This is a genomic window from Rhodanobacter sp. UC4443_H10 (assembly GCF_052978325.1).
In genome coordinates this window covers 3,366,387-3,382,171 of sequence record NZ_CM129668.1, presented here as the reverse complement: position 1 = coordinate 3,382,171, position 15,785 = coordinate 3,366,387, and the positions used below count along the sequence as shown (strand labels likewise).

Below are 15,785 nucleotides of genomic sequence, written 5' to 3'. Positions count from 1 at the left end.
ATCGCCATGACAAGCACCGAACAAATACCGCGCACGACGCGCCCGGGCGACATCCTCGCGCTGGTGACCGCGACCGAGCCGTGGAGCCCGGCTGCCGTCGCCGCCATCGCCATCGCCTTGCGCTGGGAGGCCAACCTGACCGGATGCTTCATCGACCCGGCGCTGCGCAAACCCGCCGGCGGCAAAGCCGGCAGCGAGCCCACCGTGCTCGGCCTGCTGCTCGAACCGCGCATCGAATCCGCCGACGAGCACGCCGCCTTCGCAGCCTTTGCACGCCAGTCCGGCTTGCGCAACGCCGACTGGGTCATCGCCCGGACCGACATCGCATCCACCTTGCGCCGGCTCGGCGCAAGGCACGACCTGGCGGTGATCGAGCGCGACATGGTGCACGCATCGGGCCTGCTCGACATTCTCGGCGAAGCGATCCTGTCCTGCGGCGTGCCGTGCCTGGTCCTGCCTCCGCAGTGGCGGCGGGAGATCCGCTTCGAACGCATCGTGATCGGCTGCAACGGCAGCACCGAGGCGATCCGCGCAATCCACGCCGCGCTGCCGTTCCTCAAGGTGGCGAAACAGGTGACCCTGGTCGACGGCGACCTGGGCAACGGCGACGATGCGTATCCGCGCTTCGACCCGTTCGTCTACCTGCTGCGTCACGGCATCACGCCCCGGCCCAGCTACGTCCGCGCCTCCTCCGCGATGGCCGGGGAAATCCTGCTGCAGGAAGTCGGCAACATCGACGCCGACCTGCTGGTGATGGGTGCCTACGGCCATTCGCGCATGCGTGAACGCGTGTTCGGCGGCGCCACCCGGCGCGTGCTGGAGGAAGCCACCATCCCGGTGCTGATGCAGCACTAGCCGACGTGCCGCCGCAGCGGCGCAGGCGCTATTGGTTGGCGGATGCTGCGGCCCGCCGGCGGCGATGCCCGCTCACGACCGCCAGCACGACCACGGTGACGACACTGCCCAGCAGGGCGAGGAGCATGTCCTGCTGCGCATCCCACGGATCGCCCTGGGTGCCGAGGTAGGCCACGCCCAGATCGCCGCCGAAGCGCACCGCGGCGGCCCATTCGAACAGCTCGAACAACGCGGAACTGGCAGTGACCATGCTGACCGGCACGATCCAGCGCCAGGCGCCGGGCGACACCGTGCGCGCAGCAACCAGTTCCACCACCGCCGGCGTCAGCAGCAGACCGTAGGCGAGATGGATGGCGCGGTCGAAAGGGTTGCGCGACAGGCCCAGCGCGTCGTGCAGCGAGAAGCCGGACAGCGCGGCGAACCAGCGATCCCACGGCACCTCGGCATAGGTGTAGTGGGCGCCGATCTCGTGCAGCACGAGGAACACGAACAGCGCCGCGTAGCTGGGATCGGAAAAGCGCAGCCGGCGAAAGCCGAACACCAGCGCGGGCAACGCCAGCATCACCAGCACGTTTTCCAGCAGCCAGTCCTGGCGATAGTGCGGCGCGATGCCCAGCGCCACCGCCACGACCAGGAAGACGGCCAGCAGCAGCAGCGGAAAACGGGCGTCCTTCGATCCGGGTCGTTCGTTCATTGCTGTGTGCCATCCCTCCGCGTCATGCGTCGTGCCGATGATGCCACGCGCCCCGCCGCAAGCCGCGACAATTCGCGCACGGCGAGCGCTGGACCGCTTGACCTGCATCAAGAGCGATCCGGCAGCCGTCAATGAGCATGCGCGCATCTTTCAGGGAGTCGCGCAATGAGCAGTACTCGAAAACTCTGGCTGGGGTTGGCAGCCTTGCTGATCGCCTCGTTTGGCGTGCTGTTGTGGGTGGGTGACCAGGTGCACCAGTACGCACCGCCACTGCCGCAGGCGGTGGTCACCAGCGGCAACGAGACCCTGTTCACCGGCGACGACATCGAGCTGGGCAAGCAGGTCTGGCAGCGCATCGGCGGCCAGCAGCTGGGCTCGATCTGGGGTCACGGCGCCCTGCTCGCGCCGGACTGGAGCGCCGACTGGCTGCACCGCGAAGGCGTGGCCATGCTGGAGCTGCTGGCACGCGATGAGGGTGCCGGTTCCTACGCCGAACTCGACGCGCCGGAGCAGGCCGCGCTGCAGGCGCGCGTGCAGCGCGAGCTGCGCACGAATACCTGGGACCCGGCCAAGGGCACCATCTACGTCTCCCCGCTGCGCGCGCAGGCGATGCTGGTGGTCGGCGCGCATTACATGAGCCTGTTCAGCAACGACCCGGCCACCGCCAAGCTGCGCGAAACCTACGCGATGCGCGACAACACCATCGCCGAGCTGGACCAGCGCCGCGCGGTCACCGCGTTCTTCTGGTGGGCCAGCTGGGCCACCGCGGCCGAGCGCCCGGACAGCACCATCAGCTACACGCAGAACTGGCCGCACGACACGCTGGCCGGCAACACGCCGACCGCGGCCAACTTCATGTGGTCGGTTTTCAGCGTGCTGTTCCTGATCCTCGGCATCGGCCTGCTCGGCTGGCACCACGCGCGCCAGGTGAGCCATGAGCCGCTGCCGCCGATCCCCGCGCGCGATCCACTCACCGAGTTGAAACCCACGCCGTCGATGAAGGCCACCGCCAAGTATTTCTGGACGGTGATCGGCCTGTTCCTGGTGCAGATCCTGCTCGGCGCCACCACCGCGCACTACCAGGTGGAAGGCCAGCAGGCCTACGGTTTCGCGCTGGCGAATTACCTGCCCTACGCCCTCACCCGCACCTGGCATACCGAACTGGCCGTGCTGTGGATCGCCACCGCGTGGCTGGCCACCGGCCTGTACATCGCGCCGCTGATCTCCGGCCACGAGCCGAAATACCAGCGACTCGGGGTGAACTTCCTGTGGGTGTGCCTGCTGGTCATCGTGGTCGGCTCGTTTGCCGGCCAGTGGATGGCGGTGATGGACAAGATGGACCTGTCGAAGAACTTCTGGTTCGGCCACCAGGGCTGGGAATACGTCGACCTCGGCCGCTTCTGGCAGATCTTCCTGTTCATCGGCCTGATGCTGTGGCTGTTCCTGGTCGGCCGCGCGCTGTGGCCGGCGATGCGCGGCGGCAAGGAAGGCGCCTCCATCGTGGGCCTGCTGTTTCTCTCCACCGTGGCGATCGGCCTGCTCTACGGCGCCGGCCTGATGTGGGGCGAACACACCCACATCGCGATGGTGGAGTACTGGCGCTGGTGGGTGGTGCACCTGTGGGTGGAGGGCTTCTTCGAGGTGTTCGCCACCGCGGTGATCAGCTACCTGTTCGTGCGCCTCGGCCTGTTGCGCGTGGGCACGGCGACCACCAGCGTGCTGTTCGCCACCATCGTGTTCATGGCCGGCGGCGTGCTGGGCACGCTGCACCACCTGTACTTCAGCGGCACCACCACGGCGGTGATCGCGCTCGGCGCCAGCTTCTCGGCGCTGGAAGTGGTGCCGCTGGCACTGATCGGGCTGGAAGCCTGGGACACCTGGAAGAAGCAGCACGCCGCGCCGTGGATGGCGCGCTACCGCTGGCCGATCATGTTCTTCGTGGCGGTGAGCTTCTGGAACCTGGTCGGCGCCGGCCTGCTCGGTTTCCTGGTCAACACGCCGATCGCGCTGTACTTCATGCAGGGCCTCAACCTCACCGCCGCGCACGGCCACACCGCGCTGTTCGGCGTCTACGGCATGCTCGGCATGGGCCTGATGCTGTTCTGCCTGCGCGGCATCAAGCCGCAGGCCGAGTGGCGCGAGGGCTGGCTGAAGGGCTCGTTCTGGACGCTCAACCTCGGCCTCGGCCTGATGGCCGTGCTGACCCTGCTGCCGCTGGGCATCCTGCAACTGAAGGCCGTGCTGGAACACGGCTACTGGTTCGCCCGCTCGGCCGAGTTCATGGACCGCCCGCTGATCCACATGCTGGTATGGATGCGCGTGCCCGGCGACACCGTGTTCGCCATCGGCGCCATGCTGATCGCCGGCTTCGTCGCCTCGCTGTGGCTGTGGCCGAAACGACAGGTCGCCGCCACGCCGCTGCCGGACGCAGCGTCCGAGAGCGCATGACCCACATCAGGGCGCGCCACATGGCGCGCCCTGATGCTTGTCCAAGTCCCGAATCACGAATCCCGGCGCCGACATGATCGAGTTCTACCCCCAGATCAAGGCCGTCCACATCCTCTGCGTGCTGCTCAGCGGCGGCCTGTTCGCGCTGCGCGGGCTGATGGCACAGACGCGGCTGGCCGGCGTGGCGCAGGGCGCGCCGTTGCGCCTGCTCAGCTACACCATCGACACCGTCTTGCTGACCGCCGCGCTGATGCTGGTATCGATCCTGCCCGGTGCGCTGTTCGCCAACGGCTGGCTCACGGTCAAGCTGATCCTGCTGCTTGCCTACGTCGTGCTGGCCATGCTGGCGATGAAGCGCGTGCATGCGCCGCGCGCCCGAATGATCTTCTATGTGGCTGCATTGGCCACCTACGCCTGGATGCTCGGCGTCGCGCGCATGCACCACCCGCTGGGCTGGCTGCACGGATGGCTGGCATGAGCGCGGCGCAGCCATTCAACCACGACGTCTCGCGCGACCACACGCTGGACGCGTGCTTCCTCGGCCCCTACGGCGAGAACGACACGCTGCTGGAGAAGATGCTGGTCGAGTTCCTGCGCGACCACGTGTACTGGCGGCGCAATTTCCACCCCGAAGATCCGCCGGCGATCGGCACCGGCGCCGCGCATCACCCGGACTACCTCGCGTTCGAATCGCGCATGCGCCGCGAGTTGCACCAGCTCTCCGCCGCGCTGAAGAAGTCGGTGCCGTTCCACAGCCCGCGCTACATCGGGCACATGGCCAGCGACCTGCTGCTGCCGGGGCTGGCCGCGCAGATGCTCACGCTGCCGTACAACCCCAACAACGTCAGCGAGGACGCCGCCCCGGTCACCGTCGACATGGAGGTGCAGGCCGGCCTGCAGCTGGCGCGCATGCTCGGCTACCCGCACGATCCGGCGCAGGACGCCTGCGCGTTCGGCCATCTCACTTCCGGCGGCACCCTGGCCAACTACCAGGCGCTGCGCCTGGCGTTGGCGCTGAAGGCATTCCCGGTGACGCTGCGCGCGGCGCAGGTGCCGGATCTCGACCTGCCGACGGACGACTGGAGCGCCTTCAACCTCACCCAGGCCGACAGCATCGCCTTGCTGACGGCGTGGCAAGCCTGGCTCGCCGCGCAGACGCCGGCGGAACGTTCGCGCTGGCTGCGGCGCGTCGAGCGCGAGCGCATCGAACAGCGCGGCCTGGTCGGCTTCTTCGCCGCGCATGTGCAGCTGAAGGTCCCGCTGGTGCTGGCGCCGGTCACCGCGCACTACTCGTGGAGCAAGGGGCTGAAGCTGCTCGGCCTCGGCCGCGACCAGCTCGAACTGCTGCCCACCGACGGCATGCGGCTGGACGGCGCCGCCTTGTGCGACACGCTGGAACGCTGCGCGCGCGAACACCAGAGTGTGCTGATGTGCGTGGCCGTGCTCGGCGGCACCGAGTACGGCACCATCGACCCGATCGACGCCGTGCTGGCCGCACGGCAGGCGTCACGCGGGCGCGGGCTGGACTTCGCCGTGCACGTCGACGCCGCCTGGGGCGGCTACCTGGCCACCGTGTTCCGCCACGAGGACGGCTCGTTGCGCACACGCGATGAGGTGGCCGCCGACTACGTGCAGTTCCCCACGCCGGCAGTGCACGCCGCCTTCGCCGCGCTGGGCAATACCGACTCGGCCACCGTCGACCCGCACAAGCTCGGCTACCTGCCCTACGGCTCGGGTGCCTTCGTCTGCCGCGACCACCGCGCGATGGCGCTGCTGGCCGAGCGCGCGGATTACGTATTCCACGGCGGCACGCCGAAGGATTACCTGGCGCGTTACCGCAGCCTCGGCCAGTTCATCCCGGAAGGTTCCAAATCCGGCGCCGCGGCGGCCGCGGTGTACGTGACGCACAAGGTGCTGCCGCTGGACCATGCCCACTTCGGCGCCCTGCCGCGCGCCACCGTGCGCGCCGCCGAGACCTTCCACGCGCGTGCGCAGCGCTTCGCGCTGGAGCTGGCCGACGGCGTGCACGCGCTGGTGCCGTTCGCGCCGGACAGCAACCTGGTCTGCCTCGCGCTCAACCCGCGCGGCAACACGTCGGTGGCGACGGCCAACGCCTTCGTGCGCGCGCTGCACGACGAACTGCGCTGCGATCCGCGCCAGCCACTGCAGACCAAGGAGTTCTTCGGCTCGGTGACCAGCCTGCGCGCGGACATGCTCGGCACGGCGCAGACCGCACGCATCTTTGCCGCACTCGGGCTGGACCCGGCCAGCTTCGTCGCCGAGGACGACCGCCTGCTGATCCTGCGCCATACGCTGATGAACCCGTTCCTGCTCGACCACGAGAACGGCATCAGCTACATCGACCGCTATTTCGACTTCCTCGCCCGTCGCGTGCGCAGCCTGCTTGCGACGCCGGTCGCGCCGCCGTGAGCGCCGCGCTGCCGCGCGTGGCCGTGCTCGGCTACGGCCGCTTCGGCAAGGCCTTCGTCGAACTGCTGCTGCAGGCCGGCCATCCGGTGCGGGTGTTCGACCCGCATGCGACGGTGCCGGCGGAGCTGGCGGCACCCTCGCTGGTCGCGGCAACTGCCGATGCCAACTGGATCGTGCTGGCCATGCCGGTGCCGCACCTGCGCGCCGCGCTGCCGGCATTGCGCCCGCTGCTGCGCGCCGGGCAGACCGTGTTCGACGTGGGCAGCGTCAAGCTGCATCCGTGCGCGTTGATGGACGAACTGCTCGGCACGGACATCCCGCACCTCGGCACGCATCCGCTGTTCGGCCCGCTCAGCCTCGCCCGCGGCGATCGCCCGCGCCGCGTGGTGCTGTGTCCCGCTGCGGCGCACCCGCAAGCCGCCGCGCGCGCCGGCGAACTGTTCCGCGCACTGGACTGCGAGGTCATCGTGCAGGACCCGGCAAGCCACGACCGCGCCATGGCCGGCACGCACGCGCTGGCGTTCTTCATCGCCAAGGGGCTGATCGACATGGGCGTGGACGAGGGCATGCCGATGGCGCCGCCGTCGTTCCAGGGCCTGCAGCGCATGCTGGCGGCGGTGCGCGGCGATGCCGGCCACCTGTTCGGCGCGATCCAGCGCGAAAACCCGTACGCCGCCGAAGCGCGCGAAAGCCTGCTGCGCGAACTGGAGCGCATCCACCGGCAGTTGCTGGCAGACGACGACCCCGACACCTTGGCCATCGCTGCGCCACCCGGTTGAGTCGGCGTTGTTCATGACCAAGGTATCCGCACGCCAGACGGCGACAGCTGGCCACGCTCATTGACTGATGGATTTCGTGGGGGCTCGCGTCAGGCGGCTTTCAAGGTGAACTCCACATGCACCGCGTCATAGGGGAAGCACACGCCCTGCTTGCCGCGATCCAATACGCCGGCGTCGATCAGCGCCGTCACGTCGCCGTGCACACTTTTCACGTCGCGCCCCACGCGACGGGCAACCTCGCGGATGGACAGTTCGCCTTGCCCGGTCAAGGCGCGCAGGATCTCCCAGCGCTTGGCGGTAAGCACCTTCCACAGCAGCTCGACCGAGGCGAAGGCGATGAACTCGCCTTGCGCCTGCCCGGCCAGGGCGCCTGCGAGCCGCCGCTTGCTGGCGGCACGTGACGAAACACCCAGGGTGACGGTTTTCATGATTCGGACTCCCATGCCTCCACATCCCGCCAGAAATCTTCCTGCAAGGCCGCCAGGTCGCGATAGCGATAGGCCACTTCACGCCCACCGACGTGCTTGTGATCGCCCTTGCCGCTCTCGTTGTCGTAACGCAACACACAAGCACCGTTTGTGATCAACGCCAGCCTGTACTTGAAAAGATGGGTGCTGCCCGGAACGGGCTGCCGCAGACGCCACACCACCATTTCCGCGAAGGCCGTGGTCGTCAATGCCTGGCGTTCGCGCAACAGCAATTCGGCCTTCATGTTGGCCAGAGTACCAACACCGGAACAATGTTGGCAATTGCTCCAACACCACTGCATCGCGCGACGGAAGCCGCGCGGGCCTTGCTTCCCGGGTGCGACTGATTGCCATGTGCACGCCTGGCCGCGGGAACGGTTAACCTGAGCCGTCCGCCACCCGAGATGGCGCGGCAGGGTCGGTTCCACGTGCGGGCCGGAGGGCGAATGAACGCGTGATGGCGTCGAACGGCATGACATCAGATCCAGATCTTGACGAGCTCAGGCGCAACTGCGGCTACTGCGCGATCCACGATTTCCAGCTGCCGGTGGGACTCAGCGCGGGCGACCTGCACACGCTCAACGCCTCCGCGCACGACATGCTGCCGCTCGATCGCGGGCAGACGCTGTTCCCGCAGGGGCGCAAGTTCAGCGCGTTGTACGTGGTGCGTGCCGGTGCGCTTAAGACCTTCGTGGAAGGTTCCGAAGGCGACGTGCAGATCCTCGGTTTCCACCTGCCCGGCGACATCATGGGCATCGGCGGCCTCATCAACGAGCACTACCCGTGCACCGCCCAGACGCTGGAACGCTCCAGCGTGTGCGAACTGCGCTACGCCCAGTTGCAGGAGGCCACCGCCAACCTGCCGGCGCTGAACCACCAGCTGATGCGGGTGATCAGCGGCGCGCTGGTCAACGAGCAGAGCCACCTGGTGCTGATGGGCAAGCAGCAGGCGCAGCGGCGGCTGGCGTTCTTCATCCGGCGCATGTCCGACCGCTATGCGCGCCTGTCGCGCGACCCGCTGGCGCTGATCCTGCCGATGTCGCGCGAGGACATCGCCAACTATCTCGGGCTGGCGCTGGAGACGGTCAGCCGGCTGTTCGGCAAGATGGAATCGGCCGGCATCCTCTCGGTGAATCGCAAGTCGGTGCAGATCCTGCGCCGCGACCTGCTCGACGAACTCTGCGGCGGCGACATCGACATGGCGTAGTGCCCGACACGTGCTCGAACTTGAGGCCAACCCGCGACCGGTCACGGTTGCCCTTCGTGCGTCGCGCGAACAGGGGCTGGCGCCGCACCTGCATGGCAAGCACCGACTGGATGCCTGGGCGCGGAGGAGTTGTCGCGGGCGCTGGCGTCGCTGTTCGACCATTCGCAGCGCCAGCTGCTGGACGTCCAGGCACCGGAACAAGTCGTGGTACCCAGCGGCCAGTCACGCCGCCTGGAGTACGCCGGCGCCGACTCGCCGGTGCTGGCGGTGAAACTGCAGGAACTGTTCGGCCCTGGCCGACACCCCGCGCGTCGGCGGTGGTCACATCCCCGTCACCCTGCACCTGCTCTCCCTCGCCGGCCGCCCGATCCAGGTCACTCGGGACCTGTGCGGCTTCTGGGAACGCACCTACCCCGAGGTGAAAAAGCAACTCAAGGGCCGCTACCCGCGCCACCCCTGGCCCGACGACCCGTGGACGGCGCAGGCCACGCATCGGGCCAAGCCAAGGGGAAGATGAACATTGCGGTTCGAAAAGTATTGCGTCGCTCGCAAACCTACTCCCGGGCTTGCCCTCTTTTGCCGAGCTAGGCAGGACCCTGAGTAACAGCCCCTCCCGGACTGCTTGCATCGCAAATTATTACGTGTGATGGTTACTGCAGAAAGCTCGCGGTGCGAGGGGAGCGGAACGCGTTCATCCGGCTTTCGATCCAACGATGCTGATGGAATGACGCGGAGTGGTCGGCTTCACGCGCATGTTCTTGCAAACAGGAGGCTCAACGCGAAGGAGCCGATACTGGGATGAGTGCGTGATTACGGAATGATTGCATGGCCAATTGGCCATTGGGGGTCACAATGCATCTGCGATATTGGCGCACGCTTGCGGCGGCGGGTTGTGCCGTGGTGCTGGTTGCCATTTGTTCTCCAGTTTACGCCAAGGTCAAGGATCTGCCGGGGCAGACGGTGACTGGACATGCGCCCTGTCCGCCGGGAACCATCGCAATCTCGCGCGGCAAAGAACTTGTGGGGTGTGCATCCTCAGGCGCATTTGATTTCGGGGGCGGCCGGTCCCCAGGACCCGGCCCTTCAGTGGGTAGTGGCGGAGGCGGCGGAAACGTCGCGAACAACACGACGCCCACCACCGACGAAGAAAAGGACAAAAACCCCTGCGACGGCAAGGCGGAAGGCCATTCCATCGACCTTGCCCATCAGGTCGAAACGCACGCCGTTACGTTGTTCAGTTTGCCGGAAGAAGGGGGTCTCAGGGCCGACTCAAACTCCACGTGCAACACCATGCCGCATCTGACATAGGCTGTTGCGATGAGAACGTACAACGAATTGACCCTGAACGAGCGAGTGGAGATCCAGCAGCGCCTGGCGTCGGGCGACAGCTTGCGAGCCATGGGAAGATCGCTGGGGCGCGCACCAAGCACGATCAGTCGCGAGTGCCGTCGAGCGAGCGCTTCCCCGGATAGCTACCAGGCGCAGGCGGCACAACATCACCGCGAGCAGTGCCGGGCCAAGCCACGGGTACCACGGAAACTGGGTGACCCCGCCCTGTGGGAGACGGTACAAGCGCTGCTGCGGGCGCGCTGGTCGCCGGAGCAGATCGCCGGGATACTGGCGCGAGGGTTTCCTGATACAGCGAGCTACCGGGTGTCCCACGAAACGATCTACACCGCGGTGTACCTGGTGCCTCGCGGCGAACTGCGCAAGGAACTGATCGGATGCTTGCGGCAAGGCCGCAGCACACGCAAGCCACGCACGCGCGGCACCGACCGGCGCGGCCAGATCCCGGACATGCAGAGCATCCACGTCCGCCCGCCAGAGGTTGCCGATCGCCTGATCCCGGGTCACTGGGAGGGCGATCTCATCAAGGGCGCAGGCAACCGTTCCTCGGTGGGCACGCTGGTCGAGCGCACCAGCGGCTTCGTGGTGCTGGCCAAGATGAGCAGCGCCAGCGCGGCCGACGCGCTGGCGAGCTTCGGCAAGGCCTTGAAGGGCATCCCCGAAGCGCTGCGCAAGACGCTGACGTACGACCAGGGCAAGGAGATGAGTTATCACGCGGCACTGACCTTGCGCACCGGCGTGCAGGTGTACTTCGCCGACCCGCACAGCCCGTGGCAGCGCGGCAGCAACGAAAACACCAACGGTCTGTTGCGGCAGTACCTGCCCAAGGGCACGGACCTGTCCGTCTACAGCCAGGCCGAGCTGGACCAGATCGCCCTGAGCCTCAACACGCGGCCGCGAAAGCGCCATCAATTCCGCACCCCGCTGGAGGTTTACAACGACCACCTCAGACTGGCTGAGGCAGAAGCAGGAACGATTCACTGATCATGTTGCACGTGGACCTTGAAACCGCCCTCGCGAGGCTGCATGAATTTTTTACTTACTTTGATTGCAGCCGTAGTTGTCGCAATTAGCGTCGGCGCAGCAGTGCATACACTTAATAATTACTCAGGTCTCGCGTATGTTGTGTTTATGCTATTAGATCTTGGAGCCTTCCGTTTCTTTTGCACGGAGAAGCGAGTTGTTTCGTTCAGGAATTTCATTTACTTCATTGCGTTCAATTTATCTATTGCGATTTACTTTCTCAGTCGCACGTAGTTTGGTACCGGCAACCGTGTAGATAACCACCTTTACCGGAATCGTGCTGTTTAATTTCGGTTAAAGTATGGCGATCTGCGGCTCACGGCCATCAGTGTCCCGGCGTGCAGAGCCTGGCATTCACCTGGGATGCCGCTGACCGCATCACGACCATCACGAATGACATCAACGGCAGCTACACGCAGAACCTCGGCTACGATGCAGTCGGCCGACTGACCTCGATGACCTCCGGCGCGTGCAGTGAGAGCTACCAGTAAAACGACGCCGTCCACTAGGTCGCCAATGGCGTTGCCACGAACTTCGCGCACGCCGCCAGCAGCAATCGCCTCACCAGCGCCAGCGGCGGCATCAGTGCCACGTATGGTTACAACACTTACGGAAGCATCACCACGGTCAATGACGTGACGACCTATACGTACGGTCCGTTTGCGCGGTTGGCGAAATGCGGCGACACCATTGTTCACGTAGGCTTTCGCCGGGATGATCAAGCGAAGGCTTGCTTGGGCCTACCTCCGTGTTTTCGTGCCGGCGTTTGACCACGGTCAAAACCGCGCGGCACCATCGGCCAGAGCATGCCAGCGTGCCCGGCCATCACGGCCGGTGCGGGAGAGATCGTGCTGGACATCATCGTCAACGTGGGCGGAACCTCGGACAACCCGTCGTGGCCGGGCGCGGCGCTGGCGCTGGCCAAGCGCCAAAGCGCCTTCGTCACCGGGCTGCAGGTGGTCGCGGTGTGCCCTTCGCTGATGGCGATACCGGACGTGATCGACGTGCTGGCCGCCGAGGAACAGGCGGCGCTGGCCCGACGCGACTGGTGGCTGCAGCAGTGCCGAAGCGCGGGCGTCGAGGGCGAATGGGAAGTGATGCGGGGCATCTCCGCGCAGGCGCTGGCCAAGCGCTCGCGGCTGGCCGACTTCATGATCGGCGAACTGAAGGTCGGCGACCCGGATGCCGCGCTCGGTGGCGACGATGTCACCCGCGCGTTGTTCGCCCGCAGCTCACCGATGCTGCTGGTGCCCGACCTCGGCAGCCACACGCTGCAGGCGCAGCGCATCGTCATCGCATGGAACGGCTCCGGCGAAGCCGCGCAGGCGGTGAAGGCTGCGCTGCCGCTGCTGGCACAGGCGTCCGTCGTGCGGGTGCTCGATGGCGAGCGTGGCGGCCTGCCCGGCATCAGTCCGCCGCCGCTGCCGCTGCGCGGCTGGTTCGCGCGCCACGGCATCGAGGCGCAATGGCAGCCGTTCCCGGCCGAACACGACGAAGGCCCCGCGCTGCTGGCCGCCGCCCGGGCGTTCGACGCCGACCTGCTGGTGATGGGCGCCTGGGGCCGCTCGCGCCTCAGCGAGCTGGCCATGGGCGGCGTCACGCGCTGGATGCTCAGGAACGCGAGCCTGCCGCTGTTTCTCGCGCACTGAATCGCCGGTCCAGGCCGGTTTGCGCGCGCCGCGCCTCTTCAGCTAGCGTCCATGCATCGGTGCCGCAAGCCGATCGTCGACGCCAAAACCCAGGGACACACCATGAGCCGCAGCCAGCCTGCCAGCACCGTTCATGCGCCGTCGGCGCAGCCCGTGCTGCGCGGGGTCGAACGCCTGATTGCCCACGTGCAGGCGATGGAGCCGGTGCGCATGGCGGTCGTCCATCCCTGCGACGCACTCAGCCTCGCCGGCGCGATCGACGCGCGCGATGCCGGCATCATCCGGCCGGTGCTGGTCGCCCCGCGCGCCAGGCTGCAGGCTGCTGCCGCGGCAGCCGGGATCGACCTGGACGGCATCCAGTGCATCGACGTGCCGCACAGCCACGCCGCCGCGGCCGAAGCCGCGGCGATGGCCTGCCGCGGCGAGGTGGATGCGCTGATGAAAGGCAGCCTGCATTCGGACGAACTGATGGCCGCGATCGTTCCGACCGCCGCCGGGCTGCGCACCAAGCGGCGCATCACCCACTGCTTCGTGATGGAAACGCCCGCCTATCCGCGCCCGTTCATCATCACCGACGCGGCCATCAACATCGCGCCGACGCTGGAGGACAAGGCCGACATCGTGCGCAACGCGATCGACCTCGCCCACGTCCTCGGCGTGGCCGAGCCGAAGGTGGCGATCCTGGCCGCCGTGGAAACCGTCAACCCGCGCATGCCCTCCACGTTGGATGCGGCAGCGCTGTGCAAGATGGCCGACCGCGGCCAGATCACCGGTGGCCTGCTGGACGGGCCGCTGGCGTTCGACAACGCGGTCTCGCCCGAATCCGCGCGCGTCAAGGGCATCGTCTCGGCCGTGGCCGGGCAGGCCGACATTCTGGTGGTGCCCGATCTGGAAAGCGGCAACATGCTGGCCAAGCAGCTGGAATACATGGGCCATGCCGACAGCGCCGGCATCGTGCTGGGCGCGCGCGTGCCGATCGTGCTCACCAGCCGCTCCGATTCGCGCCGCTCGCGGCTCGCCTCGTGCGCCATCGCGCTGCTGCTGGCGCACCACTACCGCACCAGCCCGCCTTGATCCGACCGCGACCATGACGCCCCTGATCCTGGTCCTCAACTGCGGCTCGTCGAGCATCAAGTTCGCGCTGTTCGACGCGGCCGCCGCGCCGCTGCCGCGCAAGCCGGTGTGGAACGGCAAGGTGCAGGGCATCGGTGGCCCGACGCCCGACTTCGGCGAAACCGGGGTCGCGCCGTTCGCGATTGCGCTCGACCCGGCACAGCCCTGCCGCGCGGCGCTGACGCTGATCCTGCAGCGCGTGCGCGCGCGGCTGGACGGCCGACGCCTCGCCGCGGTCGCGCATCGCGTGGTGCACGGCGGCAGCCGCTACTTCGAGCCCACGCGGATCGATGCCGGCGTGCTGGCCGACCTGGCGGGCTACGTGCCGCTGGCGCCGCTGCACCAGCCGTTCGCGCTGGAGGCGATCGAGATCCTGCTGCGCGAGTCGCCCGAGCTGCCGCAGGTGGCCTGTTTCGACACCGGCTTCCATCACACCATGCCGACGGTCGAGCAGATCCTGCCGCTGCCGTGGGATGCCTGGCAGCGCGGCCTGCGCCGCTACGGTTTCCACGGCCTGTCGTATGCGTTCATGGCGACCGCGCTGGCCGAACGCCACGGCGAGGCCGCACGCGGGCGCACCATCGTCGCGCACCTGGGCAGCGGCGCCAGCCTGTGCGCGATGCGCAACCTCCGGAGCGTCGCCACCACGATGGGATTTTCCGCGCTCGACGGCTTGATGATGGGCACGCGCACCGGCGCACTCGACCCCGGCGCGCTGCTGTACCTGATGGAGATCGAGAAGCTCTCGCTCGAAGAGGTGGGCCACCTGCTCTACCAGCGCAGCGGCCTGCTCGGCGTCTCCGGCGTGTCGTCCGAACCGCGCGTGATCGTGCAGCACGAAGGCGACGCGGGCGAGCCCGGCGAACGCGCACGCCTGGCGCTCGCACTCTACGTGCGCCGCATCGTCCGCGAGATCGGCGCGTTGGCGGCGGTACTGGGCGGGCTCGAGCTGCTGGTGTTCACCGCCGGCGTGGGCGAGCACAACGCCTTCGTGCGCGAGCGCGTGTGCCGCGATCTTGCCTTCCTCGGCATCGCGCTGGACGAGGGCCGCAACGCGGCACACGCGCCGATCATCTCCGCCGACGGCAGTCGCGTGATCGTCGGCGTCGAACCGACCAACGAGGAATGGATCGCCGCGCGCGATGCCGCCGTGGTACTCGGCGACATCGGCTGACTACAGGCGCGGCGCGATGTTCAGGGCTCGTCGTGCATCACGTGTTCGGCCGGCACCGGCTTGTCCCAGCCGGGGTCGTCGAAGTACTGCGGGTAATGCGCGATCGCCGCGCGCATGTCGGCCACCGCGGACACCTTCGCCGGTTCGGCCTTCAGCGCCTGCGCGGCCGTGAGCAGCGGCACCAGGATGCCGTGCAGCGCGGCATCGGGCTCGGCCGACAGCTTGCAGTTGGCAAACATGTAGGTCACCGCGCTTTCCACCTCGGTGGCGCGATCGACCGCCATCGGCGCGCTCATGTGGCCCATCTCGTAGTGGGCCAGCTCGGCCACCGCGGTGTGCGCGCGGCGCATGCCCGCGCGCAGCGGGGCATCCGGCGTCCAGCGCTGCGCCGGCGGCACCTGCGTGGCGGCGCTGGCGGCGTGTGCCGCGTGGCTGTCGTGCTCGGCGTGGGCGTGTTGCGGACCGGCCTGCGCCGCAGTGGCAAGACCGAGCGCACAGGCGCTGGCGAGAAGAATGCGTACAGCTTTCATGCGGATATCTCCGGCTTGGCGGCGCGGACGCCGCGGACACATGCATGCTAGCGCCCGGCGCCCGCACTC

Annotated in this window: 16 protein-coding genes and 1 pseudogene; 13 read left to right on the top strand and 4 right to left on the bottom strand. The window is 67.7% G+C overall.

Translation table 11 applies throughout. The annotated features are described in order from the left end of the window. Positions 1–6: 6 nt before the first annotated feature. Complete coding sequence (locus ACVCMB_RS15275; RefSeq protein ID WP_447105579.1) at positions 7–855, top strand: universal stress protein; 849 nt, start codon at positions 7–9, stop codon at positions 853–855. 28 nt (positions 856–883) lie between these two features. Here ACVCMB_RS15275 and ACVCMB_RS15270 read toward each other — a convergent pair whose 3' ends face one another. Beyond that, positions 884–1,549, bottom strand: coding sequence for a DUF2238 domain-containing protein (locus tag ACVCMB_RS15270; RefSeq protein ID WP_447105578.1), 666 nt, complete (start codon positions 1,547–1,549; stop codon positions 884–886). Positions 1,550–1,714: 165 nt separating this feature from the next. Here ACVCMB_RS15270 and ACVCMB_RS15265 point away from each other — a divergent pair, with 165 nt between their 5' ends. From ACVCMB_RS15265 to ACVCMB_RS15250, 4 genes are all read left to right on the top strand, one after another. Beyond that, positions 1,715–3,997 carry a nitric-oxide reductase large subunit gene (locus ACVCMB_RS15265; protein ID WP_447105577.1) on the top strand — a complete coding sequence of 761 codons (2,283 nt, stop codon included), beginning with the start codon at positions 1,715–1,717 and terminating at the stop codon, positions 3,995–3,997. A gap of 73 nt (positions 3,998–4,070) precedes the next feature. Beyond that, entirely contained in the window at positions 4,071–4,475 is a 405-nt protein-coding gene (locus ACVCMB_RS15260; RefSeq protein ID WP_447107182.1) for a SirB2 family protein, read from the top strand. After that, positions 4,472–6,427: a pyridoxal phosphate-dependent decarboxylase family protein gene (locus ACVCMB_RS15255; RefSeq protein WP_447105576.1), complete on the top strand. Its 1,956-nt coding sequence runs from the start codon at positions 4,472–4,474 to the stop codon at positions 6,425–6,427. The genes ACVCMB_RS15260 and ACVCMB_RS15255 overlap by 4 nt, the downstream gene beginning before the upstream one ends. After that, positions 6,424–7,206, top strand: a complete 783-nt coding sequence (locus ACVCMB_RS15250) for a prephenate dehydrogenase/arogenate dehydrogenase family protein (protein WP_447105575.1) — start codon at positions 6,424–6,426, stop codon at positions 7,204–7,206. The genes ACVCMB_RS15255 and ACVCMB_RS15250 overlap by 4 nt, the downstream gene beginning before the upstream one ends. Before the next feature lie 89 nt (positions 7,207–7,295). Here ACVCMB_RS15250 and ACVCMB_RS15245 read toward each other — a convergent pair whose 3' ends face one another. Next, positions 7,296–7,634, bottom strand: coding sequence for an HVO_A0114 family putative DNA-binding protein (locus ACVCMB_RS15245; RefSeq protein WP_447100961.1), 339 nt, complete (start codon positions 7,632–7,634; stop codon positions 7,296–7,298). Next, a complete protein-coding gene (locus tag ACVCMB_RS15240; RefSeq protein ID WP_447105574.1) occupies positions 7,631–7,918 on the bottom strand; it encodes a toxin-antitoxin system TumE family protein in 288 nt (95 codons plus the stop codon). Before ACVCMB_RS15240 ends, ACVCMB_RS15245 begins: the two co-directional genes overlap by 4 nt. Positions 7,919–8,145: 227 nt before the next feature. Between ACVCMB_RS15240 and ACVCMB_RS15235 the strand changes: the two genes are divergently transcribed. The 8 genes and pseudogenes from ACVCMB_RS15235 (at position 8,146) to ACVCMB_RS15200 (ending at position 15,186) form a co-directional block, all read left to right on the top strand. Beyond that, positions 8,146–8,880 carry a cyclic nucleotide-binding domain-containing protein gene (locus ACVCMB_RS15235; RefSeq protein WP_447100963.1) on the top strand — a complete coding sequence of 245 codons (735 nt, stop codon included), beginning with the start codon at positions 8,146–8,148 and terminating at the stop codon, positions 8,878–8,880. A 49-nt stretch (positions 8,881–8,929) separates the two neighbouring features. Beyond that, a pseudogene (locus ACVCMB_RS15230) lies at positions 8,930–9,397 on the top strand (ATP-dependent helicase C-terminal domain-containing protein); the annotation flags it as partial. A 308-nt stretch (positions 9,398–9,705) separates the two neighbouring features. Continuing rightward, positions 9,706–10,188 (top strand): hypothetical protein, encoded by a 483-nt coding sequence (locus ACVCMB_RS15225; RefSeq protein ID WP_447105573.1) that lies wholly within the window; start codon positions 9,706–9,708, stop codon positions 10,186–10,188. A gap of 9 nt (positions 10,189–10,197) precedes the next feature. After that, positions 10,198–11,211: an IS30 family transposase gene (locus tag ACVCMB_RS15220; protein WP_447105572.1), complete on the top strand. Its 1,014-nt coding sequence runs from the start codon at positions 10,198–10,200 to the stop codon at positions 11,209–11,211. Between the two features lie 377 nt (positions 11,212–11,588). Next, entirely contained in the window at positions 11,589–11,741 is a 153-nt protein-coding gene (locus tag ACVCMB_RS15215) for an RHS repeat domain-containing protein (RefSeq protein ID WP_447105571.1), read from the top strand. Between the two features lie 357 nt (positions 11,742–12,098). Continuing rightward, the gene (locus ACVCMB_RS15210) at positions 12,099–12,899 is read left to right on the top strand and encodes a universal stress protein (protein WP_447105570.1); all 801 of its coding nucleotides are present in this window, start codon (positions 12,099–12,101) and stop codon (positions 12,897–12,899) included. A gap of 102 nt (positions 12,900–13,001) precedes the next feature. Next, the gene (locus ACVCMB_RS15205; protein WP_447105569.1) at positions 13,002–13,973 is read left to right on the top strand and encodes a bifunctional enoyl-CoA hydratase/phosphate acetyltransferase; all 972 of its coding nucleotides are present in this window, start codon (positions 13,002–13,004) and stop codon (positions 13,971–13,973) included. Between the two features lie 13 nt (positions 13,974–13,986). Beyond that, the gene (locus tag ACVCMB_RS15200; RefSeq protein WP_447105568.1) at positions 13,987–15,186 is read left to right on the top strand and encodes an acetate/propionate family kinase; all 1,200 of its coding nucleotides are present in this window, start codon (positions 13,987–13,989) and stop codon (positions 15,184–15,186) included. Between the two features lie 20 nt (positions 15,187–15,206). Here ACVCMB_RS15200 and ACVCMB_RS15195 read toward each other — a convergent pair whose 3' ends face one another. Beyond that, on the bottom strand, positions 15,207–15,716 hold the full coding sequence (locus ACVCMB_RS15195; RefSeq protein WP_447105567.1) for a DnrO protein: 510 nt from the start codon (positions 15,714–15,716) through the stop codon (positions 15,207–15,209). Between the last annotated feature and the right edge of the window lie 69 nt (positions 15,717–15,785).